This is a genomic window from Pseudomonas sp. Teo4 (assembly GCF_034387475.1).
Lineage (GTDB): Bacteria > Pseudomonadota > Gammaproteobacteria > Pseudomonadales > Pseudomonadaceae > Aquipseudomonas.
The window spans coordinates 391,913-411,894 of record NZ_JAXCIL010000002.1 but is presented as its reverse complement, the minus strand read 5'-3'; the positions used below and the strand labels follow the sequence as shown (position 1 = coordinate 411,894).

The window sequence follows — 19,982 nt, the reverse complement described above, 5'->3', positions numbered from 1 at the left end:
GCGACGCTTAATCACCTTTCCGCTCTTACAGCGGGTCACTTTTTGGCAAACGCCCCAAAAAGTAACCAAAAAAGTCTGGCTCCTACATCCGGCCCCTACGCTGCGCTTCGGGGTTCCCTCGCTCCGGTCTTGCTCCCGGGAGGACCGCGCTGTACGGCCCATCCTGGGCCGCAGCGCTTGACGGCCATCCATGGCCGTCACCTCCCTCCGCAAGACCTCCGCTCGGCCTCCTGACGTCGCAATTTGTGGCGCCTGAACTAGCGCGCACTAGAAGCAAGAGCAAAGCAAAGCAAAGCAAAGCAAAGCAAAAGCTTGAAGCTTAAAGACCTTGCAGCAAGTCCGACATATCGTCAGCGTGTTCCTCTTCCTGCGCCAGAATATCTTCAAAGATACGCCGCGTAGTTGGGTCTTTGTCACCGATGTATTGAATGATCTCCCGGTAACTGTCGATAGCAATCCGTTCAGCCACCAAGTCTTCCAACACCATCTCTTTCAGCGATTTCCCCGCCACATACTGAGCATGCGAGTTTTTCGTCAGGTTATCTGGATTGAAATCAGGCTCACCCCCCAACTGCACAATCCGCTCAGCCAGTTTGTCCGCATGTTCGGTTTCCTGATTGGCATGCTCCAGAAACTCCGCCGCCGCCACACCGGCCTTGATACCAATGGCCATGAAGTAGTGCCGCTTGTAGCGCAAGGTACAGACGATCTCGGTGGCCAGCGACTCGTTGAGCAGGCGCAGGATTGTTTCGCGGTCAGCCTGGTACCCCTCGGTCACGGCACCTTGCTCGACATGCTGGCGGGCCCGCTTGCGCAAGGTGTTCACATCGGTCAGTTCAACGTTGCTCATGGTGGTCTCCAAACAGATCAGGACGGGTGGTCAGGTGTCGGGAAGGTTCATGCGCCGCGGGTGGCCTTGCTGTCTTCCTCACGTTGTTTGCAGGTCTTGAAACCCTTGGCATCGACATGGCCGGTCGCGTCGAAACGCACGTAGTAAGGCTGCTGGTGGCCGTCGCGGTTGAGGATGTAGTCGTTGCAGGTGCCGCCGTGGGGCAGGTCGATCACGTTCGAAGGGCTGCCACCGATGGCGATCACTTTCTGCATGGTCATGCCATGCTCAACCTGCTTCACCAGCGGCTCGTCACGGTAGGTGACATAGTCCACCGGGTTTTCCGGGCGACTGCCACACGCGGCCAACGCGGTACTTGCCAGAAGAATGGCCAGGGTCTGCTTGTACATGGTCCCGCTCCTTGCTCAGGGTCTGTTCTGGTTTGGAACCACAGCGCCCGCCGGGAGTTCGATTGCGGTGCTCATTGGCAGCGCGGTAGTGTTAGGCCGTCGTCCACGGACAAGGGCTGGGGCAATGGCACAGGAATTGGCAACGCGATACCCATTGGTACTGGTGCCGGGCATGCTCGGGTTCGTGCGGGTGCTGCTCTACCCTTACTGGTTCGGCATCGTCCCGGCCCTGCGCCGCGGTGGGGCGCAGGTGTTTCCGGTTCAGGTGTCGCCCGTGCACTCCAGCGAGGTGCGCGGCAAGCAATTGCTGACCATCATCGAAGACATCTGCAAGCGCACCGGCGCGGAAAAGGTCAACCTCATCGGCCACAGCCAAGGGGCGCTGGATGCGCGTTATGCGGCGGCCAAACGCCCGGATCGAGTCGCTTCGGTGACCTCGGTGGCTGGGCCCAACCACGGCTCGGAGCTGGCTGACCACCTGGAGCGCGTCGCCCCTGGTGACTCCCCTCAAGGACGCGTGCTCAAAGCGCTGCTGCACGGCCTTGCAGTGCTGCTGGTGTGGCTGGAAACCAGCTGGCGGCGCGACCCGCTGCCCATCGACGTACATGCCTCGCACCAGTCGCTGACCAGCGCCGGAGTCGCGCTGTTCAACCAGACTTATCCACAAGGCTTGCCGCAAACCTGGGGTGGTGAAGGGCCGGAAGAGGTCAACGGCGTTCGCTACTATTCCTGGTCGGGTACGCTGCAACCTGGGCTGACCGACCGGGGTCGTAACCGGTTCGATGGCAGCAACCGCTTCTGCCGCCTGTTCGCCCGCAGTTTCGTTAAAGAGCATGGGCACTGCGACGGCATGGTCGGGCGCTTCAGCTCGCACCTTGGGAAAGTGATTGGTGATGACTACCCACTCGACCATCTGGACATCGTCAATCAGCAACTTGGCGCAGTGGGCAAAGGCGCCGAACCGGTGCGGCTGTTCACCGAACACGCAGCCCGGCTCAAGGCGGCGGGGCTGTAAAAAAAGCTACTACACTCAGCCCCACGTCCGTGCATCGGGTGCGGAGACAAGGAGACCACTCCATGAAGATGCTGCAAGTGCCTGTGCTGGTGTTGGGTGTGTTGATCTGTGGGCAAGGATTCGCCGCCACGGCGCAGCAGGAGAAGATGAAAACCTGCAATGCCGAAGCCACCGAACAAACCCTCAAGGGTGACGAGCGTAAGGCATTCATGAGCAAATGCCTGAAGGCGACCCAGCAGGAAAAGATGAAAACCTGCAACGCCGACGCCACCACCAAGGCGCTCAAGGGCGACGAGCGCAAGGCCTTCATGAGCGACTGCCTGAAGAAGAAATGACCTGTGCCTATGCCTGTAGGACGAAGGCTGGCAGACTGCGGGTCTTTTCCGTTGTCTGCCGCTGAGGCTGTATGACCTTCACCCCCCGCCAGGTCACCCTGGCCAGCTGGATCATCGTGTTTGCCGGCCTGTTGCTGGCGCTGCCCCTGAAATTGCTGCCCAGCCTGCTGGCCGGGTTGCTGGTGTTCGAGCTGGTCAACATGCTCACGCCCCGACTGCAGCCGGTCATTGCCGGGCAGCGCGCGCGTTGGTTGGCCGTGGCCCTGCTGGGCACGCTGGTGGTCAGTACCCTGACGTTATTGATTGCCGGTGCATTCAGCTTCCTGTTGCACGAGGCAGAGAACCCCGGCGCCTCGCTGGACAAGTTCATGGGCCTGGTGGAACGCGCCCGTGGCCAGCTGCCGCCGTTCATCGAAGGTTACCTGCCGGCCAGTGCCGCCGAGTTCAAAGTGGCCATCGGTGACTGGATCAAAAGCCACCTGAGCGATCTGCAGCTGGTGGGCAAGGGCATGGCGCACATGTTCGTGACCCTGCTGATCGGCATGATCCTCGGGGCCATCGTCGCCCTTCAGCGCATTCCCGACATTTCCCGGCGCAAACCCTTGGCGGCGGCGCTGTTCGAGCGACTGAGCCTGCTGGTGCAGGCGTTTCGCAACATCGTCTTCGCGCAGATCAAGATCTCGCTGCTCAATACCGTGTTCACCGGTATCTTCCTGGCAGTGGTGCTGCCGCTGTTCGGCGTGCACCTGCCGCTGACCAAGACGCTGATCGTGCTGACCTTCCTGCTGGGCCTGTTGCCGGTGATCGGCAACCTGATGTCCAACACCCTGATCACCATCGTCGGGCTGTCACTGTCGATCTGGGTGGCGGCGGCGGCATTGGGCTATCTGATCGTTATCCACAAGGTCGAGTATTTCCTCAACGCGCGGATCGTGGGTGGGCAGATCAGTGCCAAGGCCTGGGAGCTGTTGCTGGCGATGCTGGTGTTCGAGGCGGCATTCGGGCTGCCGGGGGTGGTGGCGGGGCCTGTGTATTACGCGTATCTGAAGAGTGAGTTGAAGCGGGCCGAGCTGGTCTGACCTCTTCATGGGGCCGCTGTGCGGCCCATCGCAGGCTTCGCCAGCTCCCACGGGCACAGCTCATTTCCTGTGTTCGTGGGAGCTGGCGAAGCCTGCGATGGGCTGCAAAGCAGCCCCAAGCTCTATCAGACCGCGCCGTAACGCTTGCGCGCCTCAATCGCCAACCCGCTACCAATGCTGCCGAAGATGTTGCCTTCCACATGCTGTGCATTGGGCAGCATCGCCGCCACGCTGTTACGCAGCGCTGGAATCCCGCTGGAACCACCAGTGAAGAACACGGTATCCACCTGGTCCGCAGTGACGCCAGCCTTGCCCAGCAGGTCGGTCACGCTGCCGCGTACACGCTCCAGCAGCCCCTCGATGGCCGCCTCGAACAGTGCGCGGGTCAGGTCAACACCCAGCTCCCGCTCGACGCGGCCCAGGTCGATGCGGCGGCTGTCGTGGTCGGTCAGCTCGATCTTGCTGGCTTCCACTTCCATAGCCAGCCAGTGCCCGGCGCGCTGTTCGATCAGCTTGAACAGGCGGTCGATGCCGAGGGTGCCCTCGATGTCGTAGCGCATGCTGCCCAACGCCAGTTGCGACTTCTGCGAGTAAAGGGCGTTGATGGTGTGCCAGGTGGCCAGGTTTAGGTGGTAGCTGGTGGGCATCAGCGCGCCGCTTTTCATCCGGCTGCCATAGCCGAACAAAGGCATTACGCCCTGCAGGCTCAACTGCTTGTCGAAGTCGGTACCGCCGATGTGCACGCCGCCGGTGGCGAGGATGTCGCTCTGGCGTTCGGCCACCTGGTGGCGCTCCGGCGACAGGCGGATCAGGGTAAAGTCTGAAGTACCACCGCCGATATCGACGATGAGTACCAGCTCTTCGCGGCTGATGCCCGACTCGTAGTCAAAGGCTGCGGCGATAGGTTCGTACTGGAACGACACGTCCTTGAAGCCAATTTTGCGCGCTACTTCGGCGAGGGTGTCTTCGGCTTCCTGGTCGGCGGCTGGGTCTTCATCGACGAAGAACACCGGACGGCCCAGCACCACTTGGTCGAATTCGCGGCCTGCGTCAGCTTCGGCGCGCTTTTTCAGCTCGCCGATGAACATGCCCAGCAGGTCCTTGAACGGCAGGGCGCTGCCCAGCACGCTGGTGTCGTGCTTGATCAGCTTGGAACCCAGCAGGCTCTTGAGCGAGCGCATCAGACGGCCTTCGTAGCCCTCCAGGTACTCGTGCAGCGCCAGACGGCCGTATACCGGGCGACGTTCTTCGATGTTGAAGAACACCACCGAGGGCAAAGTGATCTTGCCGTCTTCAAGGGCGATCAGCGACGAAGCGCCCTGGCGGTGCCAGCCGACGGTGGAGTTCGAGGTGCCGAAGTCGATGCCGAGGGCGCGGGCCGGTGATACGTCAGACATGGGAAAAGGCTTCCGGAGGCAAAACGGCCGCGCAGTTTATGCCACTTGGCAACAGAATCAAGACCGGCTGTCTGCCGTCAAGCAAAGCCAAGCAAAGCTTGAAAGGCTATGCTTGACCCCAATCTTCAGAAGCAACACGAAATTTCACACTGGTGATCCACAGATGGACTTCAAAGACTACTACAAGATACTTGGCGTAGAGCCCACAGCGGACGAGAAGGCGATCAAGGCCGCGTACCGCAAGCTGGCGCGCAAGTATCACCCCGACGTCAGCAAGGAGCGTGACGCCGAGGAGAAATTCAAGGAGGCCAACGAGGCCTACGAAGTGCTGGGCGATGCGCAGAAACGCGCCGAGTTCGACGAAATTCGCAAGTATGGCGGCCAACACGGCCGGCCGTTCCAGGCCCCGCCGGGCTGGGAGAACCGTGGTGGTGGCGGCGGTTTCGAAGGCGGCGATTTCTCCGACTTCTTCAGCTCGATCTTCGGCTCCCGTGGCGGCAGCCCGTTCGGAGGCCGTGGTCAACAGCGCAGCGCAGGCAGGCGAGGGCAGGACGTGGAACTGGAACTGGCGGTCTTCCTTGAGGAGACCCTGAGCAAGGAATCCAAGCAGATCAGCTTCCAGGTGCCGCAGACCAACGCCGCCGGTCAGCGCACCGGGTTCACCACCAAGACCCTGAACGTGAAGATTCCGGCCGGGGTGACCGACGGCGAGCGTATTCGCCTGAAGGGCCAGGGCGCGCCGGGCAGTGGCGGCGGGGCCAATGGCGACCTGTTCCTGACCATTCGCATGGCACCGCACCCGCTGTTCGATGTCGAAGGTCATGACCTGATCATCACCGTGCCGCTGGCGCCGTGGGAAGCGGCCCTGGGCACCAAGGTGGCGGTGCCGACGCTGACCGGCAAGATCAACCTGACCATCCGCCCCGACAGCCAGAGCGGCCAGCGCTTGCGCGTGCCAGGCATGGGGCTGGCGAACAAGCAGGGCGAGCGCGGCAACCTCTACGCGCAGCTCAAGGTGGTCATGCCGACGACATCCGACGCGGCTACCCGCGAACTGTGGACCAAGCTTTCCGAGAAGGCTGCGTTCAATCCGAGGACCCATTGGAGTAACTGATCATGAGCAGCACCCTGATCGTTCAACTGGACATGCGGACCCTTTGCCAGGAGGCCGATATCACGGCCGACTACGTGATTGAAATCGTCGAGCACGGCATTGTTGAACCTTCAGGGCGAACGCCGGAAGACTGGCTGTTCGATGACCAGGCGCCGTTGTTGGCCAAGCGTGCGGTCAAGCTGCATCAAGAGCTGGAGCTGGAATGGGAAGGGGTGGCGCTGGCGCTGGAGCTGCTGCAGGAGCTGCAGCAATTGCGCAGTGAGAACAGCATGCTGAGGCAGCGGTTGGGGCGGTTTATCCAGGTGTGATGTTGCCGGTTCCGGCCTCATCGCCGGCAAGCCGGCTCCCACACGGTCAATGCAGGAGCCGGCTAGTTCCTCACAACTTCGAGTCTCAGGCCGGCTTCGCCCCCGGGTTCAACACCAGTTGCATGAAAGTCAGATCTAGCCAGCGGCCGAACTTCACTCCCACCTGCGGCATCTGCCCGGTCACCACGAACCCCAGCCGCTCATGCAGGCGCACCGACGCCGCGTTGCCACTCTCGATGGCCGCCACCATCACATGCTTGCCACAGCCCCGCGCACGCTCTATCAGCGCAGCCATCAGCAACGGCCCCAGGCCCTTGCCGCGCTGGTCATCGCGGATGTACACCGAGTGCTCAACGGTCTGACGAAAACCTTCGAACGGCCGCCAGTCGCCGAACGAGGCATAACCCAGCACGCCGCTGTCGTCCACCGCCACCAGAATCGGGTAACCCTGTTGCGCCCGCGCTTCAAACCAGGCCTGGCGGTTGGCCAGGTCCACCGGGGTTTCATTCCAGATCGCCGTGGTGTTGCGCACGGCATCGTTGTAAATATCGAGGATGCCCGCTACATCGGCGGGCTGGGCGTCGCGGATAAAGTGACTCATGACAGCGTCTCGCAGGAACATTGCTCGCAGATTAAATGGTTACCAGCCCGCGCACACCTTCTGCCTGCATGTTTTCGCCACGCCCGCGCTGAACGATCTCGCCACGGGCCATGACCAGGTACTGGTCGGCCAGCTCCTCGGCAAAATCGTAGAACTGCTCCACCAACAGGATGGCCATGTCGCCGCGTTCTGCCAGGCGACGGATTACCGCGCCGATCTCCTTGATCACAGAGGGCTGGATACCTTCGGTGGGCTCGTCGAGAATCAGCAGGCGTGGGCGGCTGGCCAGGGCACGGCCGATGGCCAGCTGTTGTTGCTGACCGCCGGAAAGGTCGCCACCACGGCGTTGCTTCATCTGCTCAAGCACTGGGAACAGCTCGTAGATGAACGCGGGCACCTCGCGTGCTTCGCGGGCAGGAAAGCGTGACAGCCCCATCAGCAGGTTCTCTTCGACGGTGAGGCGCGGAAAAATCTCGCGGCCCTGGGGCACATAGGCGATGCCGGCATGAACCCGTTGCTGGGGCTTGAGTGCGGTGATGGCCTTGCCTTCCCACTCGATGCTGCCCTCGCGGGACGCTACCAGGCCCATCAGGCAGCGCAGCAGGGTGGTCTTGCCCACGCCATTGCGCCCCAGCAGGCAAGTTACCTCGCCGACCTTGGCTTCGAAGGAGAGGCCACGGAGGATGTGGCTGCCGCCGTAGAACTGGTGCAGGGAATCGATCTTTAGCATGTGCGGCTCCTGGATTCTGCGTTGCCTGTAGCGGCCCTTTCGCGGGTAAACCCGCTCCCACAGGGACTGCACGGTTCTCAAGACCAGTACCGAACCTGTGGGAGCGGGTTTACCCGCGAAGAGGCCGGCACAGGTTTCGATACCTAGCGGCCCAGATACACCTCGACCACCCGCTCGTCCGCCTGCACCTGCTCAAGCGACCCCTCTGCCAGCACGCTGCCCTGGTGCAGCACCGTGACATGGTCGGCAATGCTGCCCACGAACCCCATGTCATGCTCCACCACCATCAGCGAATGCTTGCCGGCCAGGCCTTTGAACAGCTCTGCGGTGAACTCGGTCTCGGCATCGGTCATGCCCGCCACCGGCTCGTCGAGCAGCAACAGCTGCGGCTCCTGCACCAGCAGCATGCCAATCTCCAGGAACTGCTTCTGGCCATGGGACAGCAACCCCGCCTGGCGCTCGGCCAGTGGCAACAGGCGCAAGGTGGTCAGCACCTCTTCGATGCGTGCGCGCTGTTCACCACTCAACCGCGCTGCCAGGCTGGCCCACACCGACTTGTCGGTTTTCAGCGCCAGTTCCAGGTTCTCGAACACCGTCAGCGCCTCGAACACCGTTGGTTTCTGGAACTTGCGGCCAATCCCGGCTTGGGCAATTTGGTACTCGCTCATGCGGGTCAGATCGAGGGTGTCACCGAAGTAGGCACTTCCGGTATCAGGGCGAGTCTTGCCGGTGATCACGTCCATCATCGTGGTCTTGCCCGCGCCGTTGGGGCCGATGATGCAGCGCAGTTCGCCCACGCCGATGTACAGGTTCAGCGCGTTGAGGGCCTTGAAGCCATCGAAGCTGACGCTGATGTCTTCAAGGCTCAACACCGTGCCGTGGCGGGTGTCCAGGCCGGCTTTGCGAGCCTGGCCAAGGCCGATGGCGTCGCGGCTGGGCCCCAGGTTGTCGAACACCGGTTCGAGCATGAATTCGGGATGCACGGGGGGCACGCCTTTCATGGCTGGCTCCTTTTCTTCAACAGGCCGACCACGCCCTTGGGCAGGTACAGGGTCACGAGGATGAACAGCGCGCCGAGGAAGAACAGCCAGAACTCCGGGAAGGCCACGGTGAACCAGCTCTTCATGCCATTGACAAGGCCCGCGCCAAGCAGCGGGCCGATCAGCGTGCCGCGCCCGCCCAGGGCCACCCATACGGCGGCTTCGATGGAGTTGGTCGGCGACATCTCGCTGGGGTTGATGATGCCCACCTGGGGCACGTACAAGGCGCCGGCCAGGCCGCACAAAACCGCGCTCAGCACCCACACCAGCAGCTTGAAACCACGCGGGTCGTAGCCACAGAACATCAGGCGGTTCTCGGCGTCGCGCACGGCGGTGAGCAAGCGCCCGAACTTGCTCTGGGTCAGGCGCCAGCACAGGTACAGGCTGGCCAGCAGCAGGCCGACGGTGAGCAGGAACAGCACCGCCCGGGTGCCCTGGGCGGCAATATCGAAGCCCAGGATGGTGCGGAAGCTGGTGAATCCGTTGTTACCACCGAAGCCCGTTTCGTTGCGGAAGAACAGCAGCATGCCGGCGAACGTCAGGGCCTGGGTCATGATCGAGAAGTACACGCCCTTGATCCGCGAGCGGAAGGCGAAGAAGCCGAACACCAGCGCCAGCAGCCCGGGCGCCAGCACCACCAGGCACAAGGCCCAGGCGAAATGCTGGGTGCCGGCCCAATACCATGGCAGCTCGGTCCACGACAGGAATGTCATGAACCCGGGCAAGCCGTCGCCAGCAGCCTGGCGCATCAGGTACATGCCCATGGCGTATCCGCCCAGGGCAAAGAACAGGCCGTGGCCCAGCGACAGCAGCCCGGCATAGCCCCACACCAGGTCCAGTGCCAGGGCGACGATGGCATAGCAGAGAATCTTGCCGACCAGGGTCAGCGTGTAGGCCGAGACCTGCAGGGCGTTGTCGCTCGGCAGCAGCGACAGCAGTGGCAGTGCCACCAGCACCAGCACGACGAGGGCACCGATGGCCAGGGTCAGGCGCGGCCCGGCCTTTTGCGAAGCGGTAACAAGCAGTGGCTGGTTCATCAGTCGATTACCCGTCCCTTGAGGGCGAACAGGCCTTGCGGGCGTTTCTGGATGAACAGAATGATCAACGCAAGGATGAGGATCTTGCCGAGTACCGCGCCGATCTGCGGCTCCAGCAGCTTGTTGGCGATGCCTAGGCCAAAGGCTGCCCAGAGGCTGCCGGCGAGTTGGCCGACACCGCCGAGCACCACCACCAGGAACGAGTCGATGATGTAGCTCTGGCCCAGGTCGGGGCCGACGTTACCGACCTGGCTCAAGGCCACGCCGCCAAGCCCGGCAATGCCGGAGCCAAGGCCGAAGGCGAGCATGTCGACACGGCCGGTGGACACGCCACAGCAAGCCGCCATGTTGCGGTTCTGGGTGACGGCGCGCACATTCAGGCCCAACCGGGTGCGATTGAGCAGCAGCCAGGTCAGCAGCACCACGGCCAGGGCGAAGCCGATGATCACCAGGCGGTTGTACGGCAGCACCAGGTTGGGCAGCACCTGGATACCGCCAGACAGCCAGGCCGGGTTGCTGACTTCGACGTTTTGCGCGCCGAAGATCAGGCGAATGGCCTGGATCAGGATCAGGCTGATACCCCAGGTCGCCAGCAGGGTTTCCAGGGGACGGCCGTAAAGGTGACGGATGACGGTGCGCTCCAGCGCCATGCCGACCCCGGCGCTGACGGCGAAGGCCACAGGTAGCGCGATCAGTGGATAGAACTCGATGGCACCAGGGGCATAGCGTTGCATCAGGACCTGGACCATATAGGTGCTGTAGGCGCCGAGCATCAGCATTTCGCCATGGGCCATGTTGATCACACCCAGCAGGCCGAAGGTGATCGCCAGGCCAAGGGCGGCCAGCAGCAGGATCGAACCCAGTGACAGGCCGCTGAAGGCCTGGCCGAGCAGTTCACCGAACAGCAGTTTGCGTTTGACCTGCGCCAGGCTGGTTTCAGCGGCGGTACGTACGTTGGCGTCGGTCTCTGCACCGGGCTGCAACAGTGCTTCCAGGCGGGTGCGGGCCACAGGGTCGCCGGTTTCGCCGAGCAGCCGGACGGCGGCCAGGCGTACTGCGGGTTCGCTGGCGCCCAGTTGCAGGTTGGCCAGTGCCAAGCCAAGGGCGGCGTGCACGGCGGCATCGGGTTCGCTGGCGAAACGGCGGTCGAGGAAGGCCATCTGCGCCGGTTGCGCGCTTTTTTGCAACTGCTGGGCAGCGGCCAGGCGGGTTTCGACGTTGTCGCCGAGCAACTGGTGGCTGGCCAGAGCGTTGTCGATCAGGCCGCGCAGACGGTTGTTCAGGCGAACTTTGCGGGTGTCGCCTTCGGCAATACGGCCCTGGCGCAGGTTTTCCAGCAGCGGCAGGCGCGCGGCATCGGGTTGCGCCGCCCAGCCTTCGAGCAGTTGCGCTTGCTCGGCGGGCTTGGCGGTGAGGAAGAATTCGCCTTCGCTGGCTTGGGTTGCCAGGGGCAACAGCAGGAGAAGGGTGAGCAGTAGTCTGAGCATGCGGGTAATCCTGGAAATCGGCGGTGGATTCATCGCTGGCAAGCCAGCTCCCACAGGTCCTGCACAGCTCTCAAGGGCAGTGATTACCTTGTGGGAGCCGGCTTGCCGGCGATTGGGCCGCAAAGCGGCCCCAGGGCACTCAGTTACCTTTCACCGCATAGTCAGGCCGTTTCTCGTTACCCGGAATGAACGGGCTCCATGGCTGCGCCCGCAGCGGTTGCTCGGTTTCCCACACCACACTGAACTGACCGTCGTCCTGGATTTCGCCGATCATCACCGGCTTGTGCAGGTGGTGGTTGGTCTTGTCCATGGTCAGGGTGAAGCCCGACGGTGCCTTGAAGGTCTGCCCGGCCAGGGCTTCGCGGACCTTGTCGACATCGGTCGACTTGGCTTTCTCAGCCGCTTGCGCCCACATGTGGATACCCACATAGGTGGCTTCCATCGGGTCGTTGGTCACCGCCTTGTCGGCGCCTGGCAGGTTCTTGGCCTTGGCATAGGCCTTCCAGTCGGCGACGAACTTCTGGTTCACCGGGTTATCCACCGACTCGAAGTAGTTCCATGCCGCCAGGTGGCCCACCAGCGGTTTGGTGTCGATGCCGCGCAGTTCTTCTTCACCCACCGAGAACGCCACCACCGGCACGTCGGTGGCCTTCAGGCCCTGGTTGGCCAGTTCTTTGTAGAACGGCACGTTGGAGTCGCCGTTGACTGTGGAGATGACGGCGGTCTTGCCGCCAGCGGAGAACTTCTTGATGTTGGCGACGATGGTCTGGTAATCGGCATGGCCGAACGGCGTGTAGACCTCTTCGATGTCCTTGTCGGCCACACCTTTGCTGTGCAGGAAGGCGCGCAGGATCTTGTTGGTGGTGCGCGGGTAGACGTAGTCGGTGCCCAGCAGGAAGAAGCGCTTGGCACTGCCGCCGTCTTCGCTCATCAGGTATTCCACTGCCGGAATCGCTTGTTGGTTGGGCGCAGCGCCGGTGTAGAACACGTTCGGCGACATCTCTTCACCCTCGTACTGCACCGGGTAGAACAACAGGCCATTGAGTTCTTCGAACACCGGCAGCACAGACTTGCGCGACACCGAGGTCCAGCAGCCGAACACCACCGCGACTTTGTCTTGGGTCAGCAGCTGGCGGCTCTTTTCGGCGAACAGCGGCCAGTTGGAGGCCGGGTCCACTACCACCGGCTCGAGCATCTTGCCGTTTACACCACCTTTGGCGTTGATCTCTTCGATGGTCATCAAGGCCATGTCCTTGAGCGATGTCTCGGAAATCGCCATGGTCCCGGACAGCGAATGCAGAATGCCGACCTTGATGGTCTCGGCGGCCTGGATGCTCCAGCTCAGGCCCATCGCCGCGATAGACGCGCTGAGGGTAAAAGCCTTGATCAGACTGCGACGCTTCATGTGCTCTCTCCGATGAGTTTGTTGTGGTGTTGGCTACTCGGAGAGGGGTGTTGCAAGGGGTGTGCCTAGCGGCGAAAGAGCCGTAATAGAGGGGCTGTGCGAGGTATTAGGGCGCGAAGTGGATCCAGTTTGGTGCTTGAATGTTTTGCATGCACAGCATTGGGGCCGCACAGCGGCCCATCGCCGGCAAGCCGGCTCCCACAGGTATGGCGTTGGCCTCTAGAGCAATGCAATTGTTGTGGGAGCTGGCTTGCCTGCGATGGGCTGCAGAGCAGCCCCAGTGGTTGATCAGTTCTCGCGAACGGCACTACGCGGATGCCGCTTGCTGCGCACGCCCTGGTAAGTGGCGGCCAGCAGCACGAACCAGATCGGCGTCACCAGCAACGCCGCACGGGTGTCGTCCTCCAGGCTCAGCAGCACCAGGATGAACGCGAAGAACACCAGGCACGCATAGCACATGAACCGTCCGCCCGGCATCTTGTAGGTCGATGCCTGGTGCAGCGCCGCACGGTTCTTGCGGTAGCTGAGATAGGACAGCAGGATCAGCGTCCAGACGAACATGAACAGTACCGCCGACACGGTGGTGACCAGGGTGAACGCCTCGACCACGTTGGGCACCAGGTAGATCAGCACCGCCCCAAGCAGCAGGCAGGTGCAGGAGAAGTACAGGCCGTTGGCCGGTACGGCGCGGCGCGACAGTTTCTCGAACGCTTGTGGTGCATCACCTTCCTGGGCCAGGCCGTAGAGCATGCGGCTGGTGGAGAACACGCCGCTGTTGGCCGACGAGGCAGCCGAGGTCAGCACCACGAAGTTGATGATGCTGGCCGCCGCCGGCAGGCCGGCCAGCACGAACAGCTCGACGAACGGGCTCTTGCCCGGTACCACGTCACGCCAGGGTGTCACGGCCATGATTGCGATCAGCGCCAGTACATAGAAGACGATGATCCGTACCGGGATCGAGTTGATCGCCCGTGGAAGGGTGCGCTCGGGGTTCTTCGCTTCGGCGGCCGTGGTGCCGACCAACTCGATGCCGACGAAGGCGAACACGGCGATCTGGAAACCGGCGAAGAAGCCCATCAGGCCATTGGGGAACATGCCGCCGTCGTTCCACAGGTTGGCCAGTTGCGCGGTGCGCCCGTTGGGTGATTCAAAACCGGTGATGACCATGTACAGGCCAGTGACGACCAGACCGAGAATGGCGACGATCTTGATCAGGGCGAACCAGAATTCCAGCTCGCCGAACATCTTCACCGTGACCAGGTTCAGCGACAGCAGTACCGCCACGCAGGTCAGCGCGGGTATCCACTGCGGCAGGTCGGGGAACCAGAACTGGGTGTACGCGGCGATCGCGACCACGTCAGCAATGCCAGTGACCACCCAGCAGAACCAGTAGGTCCAGCCGGTGAAGTAGCCTGCCCAGGGGCCGAGCAGGTCGGCGGAGAAGTCGATGAACGACTTGTAGTTGAGGTTCGACAGCAGCAGTTCGCCCATGGCACGCATGACGAAGAACAGCATGAAGCCGATGATCATGTAGACGAAGATGATCGAAGGGCCGGCGAGGCTGATGGTCTTGCCCGAACCCATGAACAGGCCGGTGCCGATGGCACCGCCAATGGCGATGAGCTGGATGTGGCGGTTGGTCAGGTTGCGTTGCAGGTGCTGGTCGTCAGCAGGTGAGGTTGAAGTCATAGGCTGCATTCCATTGAGAGTCAGTCTGCTTGTCAGAGGTAGCCGGCAAGGCTAACACGGACGTTTCAGCTCGGGGCGCGACAGATCGACTCGACTTTTGGGTAGCAGTCCCATCGCCGGTAAGCCGGCGATGGGCTCGCTATGAGCTTATGCCTGGGCCAATACTCTGCGTCGCACCAACACGCTGTCGGCTATCCATATCAGCAGCATCGAAACGCCCACTAGCGGGAAAACCACCCCCAGTGCCAGCATTACCACCACCGCCGTCTTCCAGCGCGGCAGGTCATGACGCAGTGGCGGCACGCCCATGCCACCGACCGGCCGGCGCTTCCACCACATCACCAGCCCGCTGACCGAGCCCAGCAGAATCATCAGGCACACCAGCAGGATGATGATCTGGTTCAGCGCCCCGAACATCTTCCCTTCATGCAGCATGACACCTAACTCGGTGGCCTTGGCCACTGGGCTGTAATGCTGCCAACGGACATCGGCCAGCACCTGGCCGGTGTACTGGTCAACGTGCAGGGTGGCGTCGTTGCGAGGGTCGTCGGCGAACACCGAGACGGTAAACACGCCATCGGCAGTGGTCGGCAGAGTGATGCTGTAGCCCGGTTCGACCTGGCGTGCGTTGGCGAGGTCCTCGACCTGTTGCAGGTTCACCTGGGGCGCCGCTGGCTTGTTCGACATCATGTGGTGCCCGGCGTGTTCGGCATGGGCACCAGACTGCGGCATCGGCGTGTTCTCCATGGCCCAGGGCACCGTCTGGCGGTGGGCGTTGTTGAGCTCACCGGCCTGCTGGTCGGACTTCGGCACATCGTTCCACATGGCCGCCGGAAAGCGGTTCCACAGGTCGGCGTACTGCTTGCCCCACAGCCCGGTCCAGGTCATGCCGCTGAGCAGCATCATCAGCAGCAGCGCCGAGCCCCAGAACCCGCTGACCGCATGCAGGTCGCGCCACAACACGCGGCCACGGGCAGACAGCCTTGGCCATAAGACACCGCCACTGGTGCGCCCACGTGGCCACCACAGGTACAGGCCAGATACCACCAGCACGATGCCCCAACCGGCGGCCAACTCCACCAGCCTGTCGCCGACCGTGCCGACCATCAGCTCGCCGTGCAGGGCACGGGCGATGGCCTGCAGGTTCTGCTTGGCATCCTGATCACCGAGAATCTTGCCGCTGTAGGGGTTCACGAACACGTTCAACTCGTGGCCGCCGTCGTGCACCACGAACTGCGCACTGCGCTCGGCGTTGACTGGCGGCAGGTACTGGCCCACGTGGCCTTGCGGGTAGGCCTGGCGTACTTCGGCCAGCAGGGTGTCGGCGCCCTGTCGCTGTGTGCCGGCTTCGACCACCATCAGGTCGCGATACATCAGCGGATCGAGCTGCGGTTTGAACAGGTAGATGATCCCGGTGATCGCCAACAGGATCATGAAGGGTGCGACGAACAGCCCTGCGTAGAAATGCCAGCGCCAGGCCAGGTTGTAGAAAGAAACACGTGTTCCGCTCATGGGAACCTCCTGTTTGACCAGCTGAGAGGCGCGCCCGAAAGCGCGCCGGTTGTTGTTGTCAGAAGCTGAAGTCGACCTTGGTCCAGAAGGTCCTGCCTGGCTCGTTCACCGGCTGTGGATCGATGGCCGGGTAGCCGAACCCGGCATTCCCTGCCAGGTTCAGGTGCTCGGCGTAGGTTTTGTCGAACAGGTTGTCGACGCCTGCGCTGAGCTTGAGGTTGTGGTTCACCTTGTAGGCACCGTTGAGCGAGAACACGCCGAAGCCCGCGCTTTTCTGGTAGTCCTTGCCCACCACGTTGCCCTGGTTCTCGGCGATGCGGTTCTGCGCCGCCACCAAGCGCCAGAGGGCGCCGACGCTCCAGGTGTCGCGGCTGTAGGTCAGGCCCAGGCGGCTTTCCAGCGGTGGCATTTGCGGCAGGGCCTTGCCGTCGCTGCTGTTTTTGCCCCAGGCGTAGGCCAACGTGGCGTCGGCTTTCCAGTTTTCGGTCAGCTTGTAGGCAGCCCCCAGTTCGCCGCCCATGATGCGAGCGTCGATGTTCTGCGCCTGGGTGGAGGTCATGCCCATCATGCCGGTGCGGTAGTCGAACAGGATGTAGTCGCGGATCTGCCCGACATAACCCGAGGCCCAGGCTTCCAGGCGCTCATCGCGGTACTGGATGCCGAAGTCGAGCTGGGTGGTCTTCTCGGGCTTGATGCTGTCGAAGGCATTGACCGAACCGGCAGGGCCCTGGTCCGGGGAGAACAGCTCCCAATAGTCGGGGAAGCGCTGGGCATGGCCGAGGCCGATGTAGGTGGTGGCTGGCAGCGCCGCCAGGTCGTGTTCATAACGCACGAACCCGCTGGGCAGCGTGTCGGCACGGGTGTTGCCGTTGGTGGCGCTGTCATCGCGAAAGTCCCTGGCCGAGGCGCGGTCCAGACGCACGCCGGTGATCAGGCGGTCTTCGCCGGTGGCGTACCAGGTCAGTTCGCCGAACGCACCGTAGTTGTGGAAGTCGGCGTCTTTGTCCCAAGGCTCGTTCTTGTAGGTGTCGACACCCATTGCACTGCGTGCACGGTGCTCGTTGGTCTGCGCGTCGATGCCGCTGATCAGTTGCACATCGGCCCAGCGCCAGGTGGCCTTGATGCGCGCGCCCAACGTACGGCGTTCGACGGCGGCGGCCATCGGCCCGGCCATCATGCCGGTGCCTGACGGAGTACGCAGGCTGTAGTTGTCCATCACGTGGTCGGCGTAGTTGTAGTAGACCTGCGCCTCGACCTTGTCGAGCACCTCGCCCAGGTTGGATTTTTCAAAGCGCAGGCCCAGGCTCTCGCGCTTGAACTGCGCGCCATCCATGCCACGCCCGGCGTAGCGTGCTTCGCCGTCGCCCTTGCCGGCAGTGAGCTCCAGCAGGGTGTCCTGGTCTGGTGTCCAGCCCAGGGTCACATCGCCGTTCCATTTGTCCCATCGCGATGGCACGGTGTCGCCGTTGCCATCCTCATAGTCATCCGAGCGCGACTGGTTACCGACGAAGCGGGCATAACCCAGGCTGTTGCCGGCGGCGGCGTCGAGCACCTTGTCGAAGCGGCCGTTGGAACCAGCCAGCAGGCTGGCGTTGACGCGGCTGCCGAGGGTGCCGAATTTCTCCGGTTCGCGCTCGAACAGAATGGTGCCCGCCGAGCCGCCAGGCCCCCAGATCACGCTTTGCGGGCCTTTGATCACGGTCAGGCGGTCGTAGGTTTCCGGTGAAATATAGGAGGTCGGCGCGTCCATCCGGTTGGGGCAGGCGCCGAGCATCACACCGCCGTTGGTGAGGATGTTCAGCCGTGAGCCGAACATGCCGCGCAGCACCGGGTCACCGTTGGTGCCACCGGAACGGATCGCCGAAAAGCCGGGGATGGTCTTGAGGTAGTCGGCGCCGTCACTGGCCGGCACCGGCTGGCGTGGGTCTTTCGGGTTGGTGACCACAGTCAGTGGCGAGCTGGGAGCGACGGCGGTGATGACCGTCGGGCTCAGCTCGGCGTGCTCGTGCTCATGGCCTTCATGGCCGAGGTCGGCGGCCAGGGCCATCGGGGTGAGCAGCGAGCCGCACAACGCGGCGAGTGTCCCTCGCAGGGACAAGACAAAAACAGGGGTGCAGCCGGACATAGTGATTCCAGTCGATCAGTCATGAGTGTGCGCGAAGCCTCCTGGCTCCGGGCGAAAAAAGTTGGTTTCAGACGTTGATCGAAAGGGGCGGTGCTCGGCTGCGCGCACCGGGGAACACCGCCTGCCGGGCGTGGCCATGGCGCGTTGGCGCAGTGAGGGCGGGGGAGGGAACAATGATGCCGGCGGTGAGCGGGCTTAAGGTTTGCGGCAGTGCGGGGCAGTTGAACAGCAGACTGCAGTAACCGCACTTTTCCCACATGACGTGCAACTGACCATCGCCACCGTGGCCATGCTGCGCGTCACCACCTTGTTCGTGGCTTGCGGACATGGACATGTCCATGCTCATCGGCATGGTCATTCCGGCGTGGTGATCCATCGGCATCGACTGAGAAATCAGCGGGCCGATGAAGATCATCCACATGGCGAACAGGCTCAGCCAACCGCCACCGATGCGCCTGCGTTCAGGGCGGGTGGTACGGCTGGTCTGGCTGCGTGGCAGGCTCATGGTGAGTGCCTGTCAGGTGTCAGTCAGTGCGCGTGTTCGTGGGCCTGGGGCTGGTCCGTCGGTGGCTGCTTCTGCACGGCCACATCAACCGTGATGTTGCCGGCCTTCTCGAAGTGCAGGGTCAGCGGGAAGCGCTTGCCATCGCTGAGCAGGCTGCGGTCCTTGGGTTGCATCAGCATCACGTGGTAGGCGCCAGGGGCGAAGGTCAGGTCCTTGCCTGCCGGTACCACCACGCTCGGCACTTGCTGCATCTTCATGGTGCCGCTGCTGGTGCTGGCATGTTCGTGCAATTGCGCGTCGTCGCTGATCGGGCTGTCGACACCGAGCAAACGGTCGTCGGCCTTGCCGTTGTTGTGCACGACGAAATAGGCAGCGACGTTGGGTGCGTTCGGAGGCAGTTCCAGCGACCAGGGGTGGGCGATGTGCAGGTCGCCTACGGTGTATTCGTGAGCGCTGGCGTAGGTGCCAGGCAGCAGCAGGGCAGCCAGCATGAGTGCGTGTTTGAGCATGGGTGAGTCTCCATTCTGTTCAGGTTCAAACCGAAAGCGTGATGAACTCAGACCAGGGGAGAGGCTCGGGGATTGAGCGCGGGCCAGAGCTGGCGCGGCGTAGGTTGGTAGGCCGTGAACTGCGGCGCGAGCCCGGCAAGCACTGTCGGAGGGTTGTGCAGTTGCGGCGGATAGCCCGGCAGGGCCAGCAACGGCGCAGCACACGAGCAGCACCAGCAGTGTTGCATGTTCGAGTGGTCGTCGCTTTGGCTGCCGAGGTCGATCTTGGCCAGGGCCTGGACATCGACCTTGGCCTTGCCCGCCACGCTCGAACAGAAAGCCCCCCACAGCAGCTGTTCGGCCGGGCCCTTGGGCGCGGCAGAGGACAGCGGCATGGCCAGCAGGTTGAACAGCACAGCAAGGCAGGCTATCCAGGCAATGTGCCGACGTGGGGGCATGGAGAGATCCGGTCAGGAATCGTGGTGGCTATTGTAAGGCGGAGTATAGGTAAAAATGGCAGGGTGCGGTGAAGTGACGCAGGTGGGGTTGGGTGTATGTGGTTGATCCGACCCATTGCCGGCAAGCTGGCTCCCATAAACCCTTCGCGTTACTGGTCGGCAGGTTGTTCTCGGCTGGCCATATAGTCCGGGCTGGCATCCTCACCGTCGAACCAGCTGTCCCATGACTCCCCGGCCGGCGTAATAATTCGGGTGCGCCCAACCGCTACGATGTCTACGCGGGTGATGTCATCGGGAAGTGCGACGGTTTTTGGCAAGCGGATGACCTGGCTACGGTTGCTTTTGAAGACAGCACCTTGCTCCATGTTAGGCCTCCTTGGAAGCTGCAATGTGTGACTGAGTTTTTGTGTGTAGGGGT

General features: G+C 62.7%; 21 protein-coding genes. 5 read left to right on the top strand and 16 right to left on the bottom strand.

The features are described from left to right. Nucleotides 1-319 precede the first annotated feature (319 nt). Together PspTeo4_RS18255 and osmE are read right to left on the bottom strand one after the other, a co-directional pair. A complete protein-coding gene (locus tag PspTeo4_RS18255) occupies nt 320-850 on the bottom strand; it encodes a ferritin-like domain-containing protein (protein WP_322365326.1) in 531 nt (176 codons plus the stop codon). Nucleotides 851-897: 47 nt separating this feature from the next. Further along, nucleotides 898-1,239 carry an osmotically-inducible lipoprotein OsmE gene (gene osmE / locus PspTeo4_RS18250; protein ID WP_322365325.1) on the bottom strand — a complete coding sequence of 114 codons (342 nt, stop codon included), beginning with the start codon at nt 1,237-1,239 and terminating at the stop codon, nt 898-900. Between the two features lie 124 nt (nt 1,240-1,363). On the opposite strand from osmE, the gene PspTeo4_RS18245 reads away from it, so the two are divergent. The 3 genes from PspTeo4_RS18245 (at nt 1,364) to PspTeo4_RS18235 (ending at nt 3,668) form a co-directional block, all read left to right on the top strand. Then, nucleotides 1,364-2,254, top strand: coding sequence for a triacylglycerol lipase (locus PspTeo4_RS18245; RefSeq protein WP_322365324.1), 891 nt, complete (start codon nt 1,364-1,366; stop codon nt 2,252-2,254). A 62-nt stretch (nt 2,255-2,316) separates the two neighbouring features. Continuing rightward, on the top strand, nt 2,317-2,589 hold the full coding sequence (locus tag PspTeo4_RS18240) for a PsiF family protein (protein ID WP_322365323.1): 273 nt from the start codon (nt 2,317-2,319) through the stop codon (nt 2,587-2,589). 71 nt (nt 2,590-2,660) lie between these two features. Beyond that, entirely contained in the window at nt 2,661-3,668 is a 1,008-nt protein-coding gene (locus PspTeo4_RS18235) for a hypothetical protein (RefSeq protein WP_322365322.1), read from the top strand. A gap of 125 nt (nt 3,669-3,793) precedes the next feature. Here the strand turns inward: PspTeo4_RS18235 and PspTeo4_RS18230 are convergent, their stop codons facing one another. After that, the gene (locus tag PspTeo4_RS18230; protein ID WP_322365321.1) at nt 3,794-5,065 is read right to left on the bottom strand and encodes an Hsp70 family protein; all 1,272 of its coding nucleotides are present in this window, start codon (nt 5,063-5,065) and stop codon (nt 3,794-3,796) included. Between the two features lie 163 nt (nt 5,066-5,228). On the opposite strand from PspTeo4_RS18230, the gene cbpA reads away from it, so the two are divergent. Beyond that, a complete protein-coding gene (gene cbpA, locus PspTeo4_RS18225; RefSeq protein ID WP_322365320.1) occupies nt 5,229-6,179 on the top strand; it encodes a curved DNA-binding protein in 951 nt (316 codons plus the stop codon). A 2-nt stretch (nt 6,180-6,181) separates the two neighbouring features. Further along, nucleotides 6,182-6,487, top strand: coding sequence for a chaperone modulator CbpM (locus PspTeo4_RS18220; protein WP_322365319.1), 306 nt, complete (start codon nt 6,182-6,184; stop codon nt 6,485-6,487). 85 nt (nt 6,488-6,572) lie between these two features. Here the strand turns inward: PspTeo4_RS18220 and PspTeo4_RS18215 are convergent, their stop codons facing one another. The 13 genes from PspTeo4_RS18215 to vapB all read right to left on the bottom strand — a co-directional run bounded on the left by PspTeo4_RS18215 (nt 6,573) and on the right by vapB (nt 19,929). After that, on the bottom strand, nt 6,573-7,088 hold the full coding sequence (locus PspTeo4_RS18215) for an N-acetyltransferase family protein (RefSeq protein ID WP_322365318.1): 516 nt from the start codon (nt 7,086-7,088) through the stop codon (nt 6,573-6,575). A 31-nt stretch (nt 7,089-7,119) separates the two neighbouring features. Then, the gene (gene urtE, locus PspTeo4_RS18210; RefSeq protein ID WP_322365317.1) at nt 7,120-7,818 is read right to left on the bottom strand and encodes an urea ABC transporter ATP-binding subunit UrtE; all 699 of its coding nucleotides are present in this window, start codon (nt 7,816-7,818) and stop codon (nt 7,120-7,122) included. Nucleotides 7,819-7,961: 143 nt separating this feature from the next. Then, entirely contained in the window at nt 7,962-8,819 is an 858-nt protein-coding gene (urtD, locus tag PspTeo4_RS18205; protein ID WP_416196964.1) for an urea ABC transporter ATP-binding protein UrtD, read from the bottom strand. Further along, a complete protein-coding gene (gene urtC / locus PspTeo4_RS18200; protein ID WP_322365316.1) occupies nt 8,816-9,895 on the bottom strand; it encodes an urea ABC transporter permease subunit UrtC in 1,080 nt (359 codons plus the stop codon). Before urtC ends, urtD begins: the two co-directional genes overlap by 4 nt. Further along, nucleotides 9,895-11,415, bottom strand: coding sequence for an urea ABC transporter permease subunit UrtB (urtB, locus tag PspTeo4_RS18195; RefSeq protein WP_416196984.1), 1,521 nt, complete (start codon nt 11,413-11,415; stop codon nt 9,895-9,897). Before urtB ends, urtC begins: the two co-directional genes overlap by 1 nt. A 106-nt stretch (nt 11,416-11,521) precedes the next feature. Continuing rightward, a complete protein-coding gene (urtA, locus tag PspTeo4_RS18190; protein WP_322365314.1) occupies nt 11,522-12,787 on the bottom strand; it encodes an urea ABC transporter substrate-binding protein in 1,266 nt (421 codons plus the stop codon). Nucleotides 12,788-13,075: 288 nt separating this feature from the next. Then, nucleotides 13,076-14,476: a D-serine/D-alanine/glycine transporter gene (gene cycA / locus PspTeo4_RS18185; RefSeq protein WP_322365312.1), complete on the bottom strand. Its 1,401-nt coding sequence runs from the start codon at nt 14,474-14,476 to the stop codon at nt 13,076-13,078. A 147-nt stretch (nt 14,477-14,623) separates the two neighbouring features. Continuing rightward, nucleotides 14,624-15,988: a PepSY domain-containing protein gene (locus PspTeo4_RS18180; RefSeq protein ID WP_322365311.1), complete on the bottom strand. Its 1,365-nt coding sequence runs from the start codon at nt 15,986-15,988 to the stop codon at nt 14,624-14,626. A 58-nt stretch (nt 15,989-16,046) separates the two neighbouring features. Beyond that, the gene (locus PspTeo4_RS18175; protein ID WP_322365310.1) at nt 16,047-18,113 is read right to left on the bottom strand and encodes a TonB-dependent copper receptor; all 2,067 of its coding nucleotides are present in this window, start codon (nt 18,111-18,113) and stop codon (nt 16,047-16,049) included. A gap of 67 nt (nt 18,114-18,180) precedes the next feature. Then, nucleotides 18,181-18,618 carry a DUF2946 domain-containing protein gene (locus PspTeo4_RS18170; protein ID WP_322365309.1) on the bottom strand — a complete coding sequence of 146 codons (438 nt, stop codon included), beginning with the start codon at nt 18,616-18,618 and terminating at the stop codon, nt 18,181-18,183. 23 nt (nt 18,619-18,641) lie between these two features. Beyond that, nucleotides 18,642-19,127: a copper chaperone PCu(A)C gene (locus PspTeo4_RS18165; RefSeq protein ID WP_322365308.1), complete on the bottom strand. Its 486-nt coding sequence runs from the start codon at nt 19,125-19,127 to the stop codon at nt 18,642-18,644. 47 nt (nt 19,128-19,174) lie between these two features. Further along, a complete protein-coding gene (locus tag PspTeo4_RS18160; RefSeq protein ID WP_322365307.1) occupies nt 19,175-19,564 on the bottom strand; it encodes a DUF2946 domain-containing protein in 390 nt (129 codons plus the stop codon). Between the two features lie 149 nt (nt 19,565-19,713). After that, nucleotides 19,714-19,929, bottom strand: coding sequence for a type II toxin-antitoxin system VapB family antitoxin (gene vapB / locus PspTeo4_RS18155; protein WP_322365306.1), 216 nt, complete (start codon nt 19,927-19,929; stop codon nt 19,714-19,716). Between the last annotated feature and the right edge of the window lie 53 nt (nt 19,930-19,982).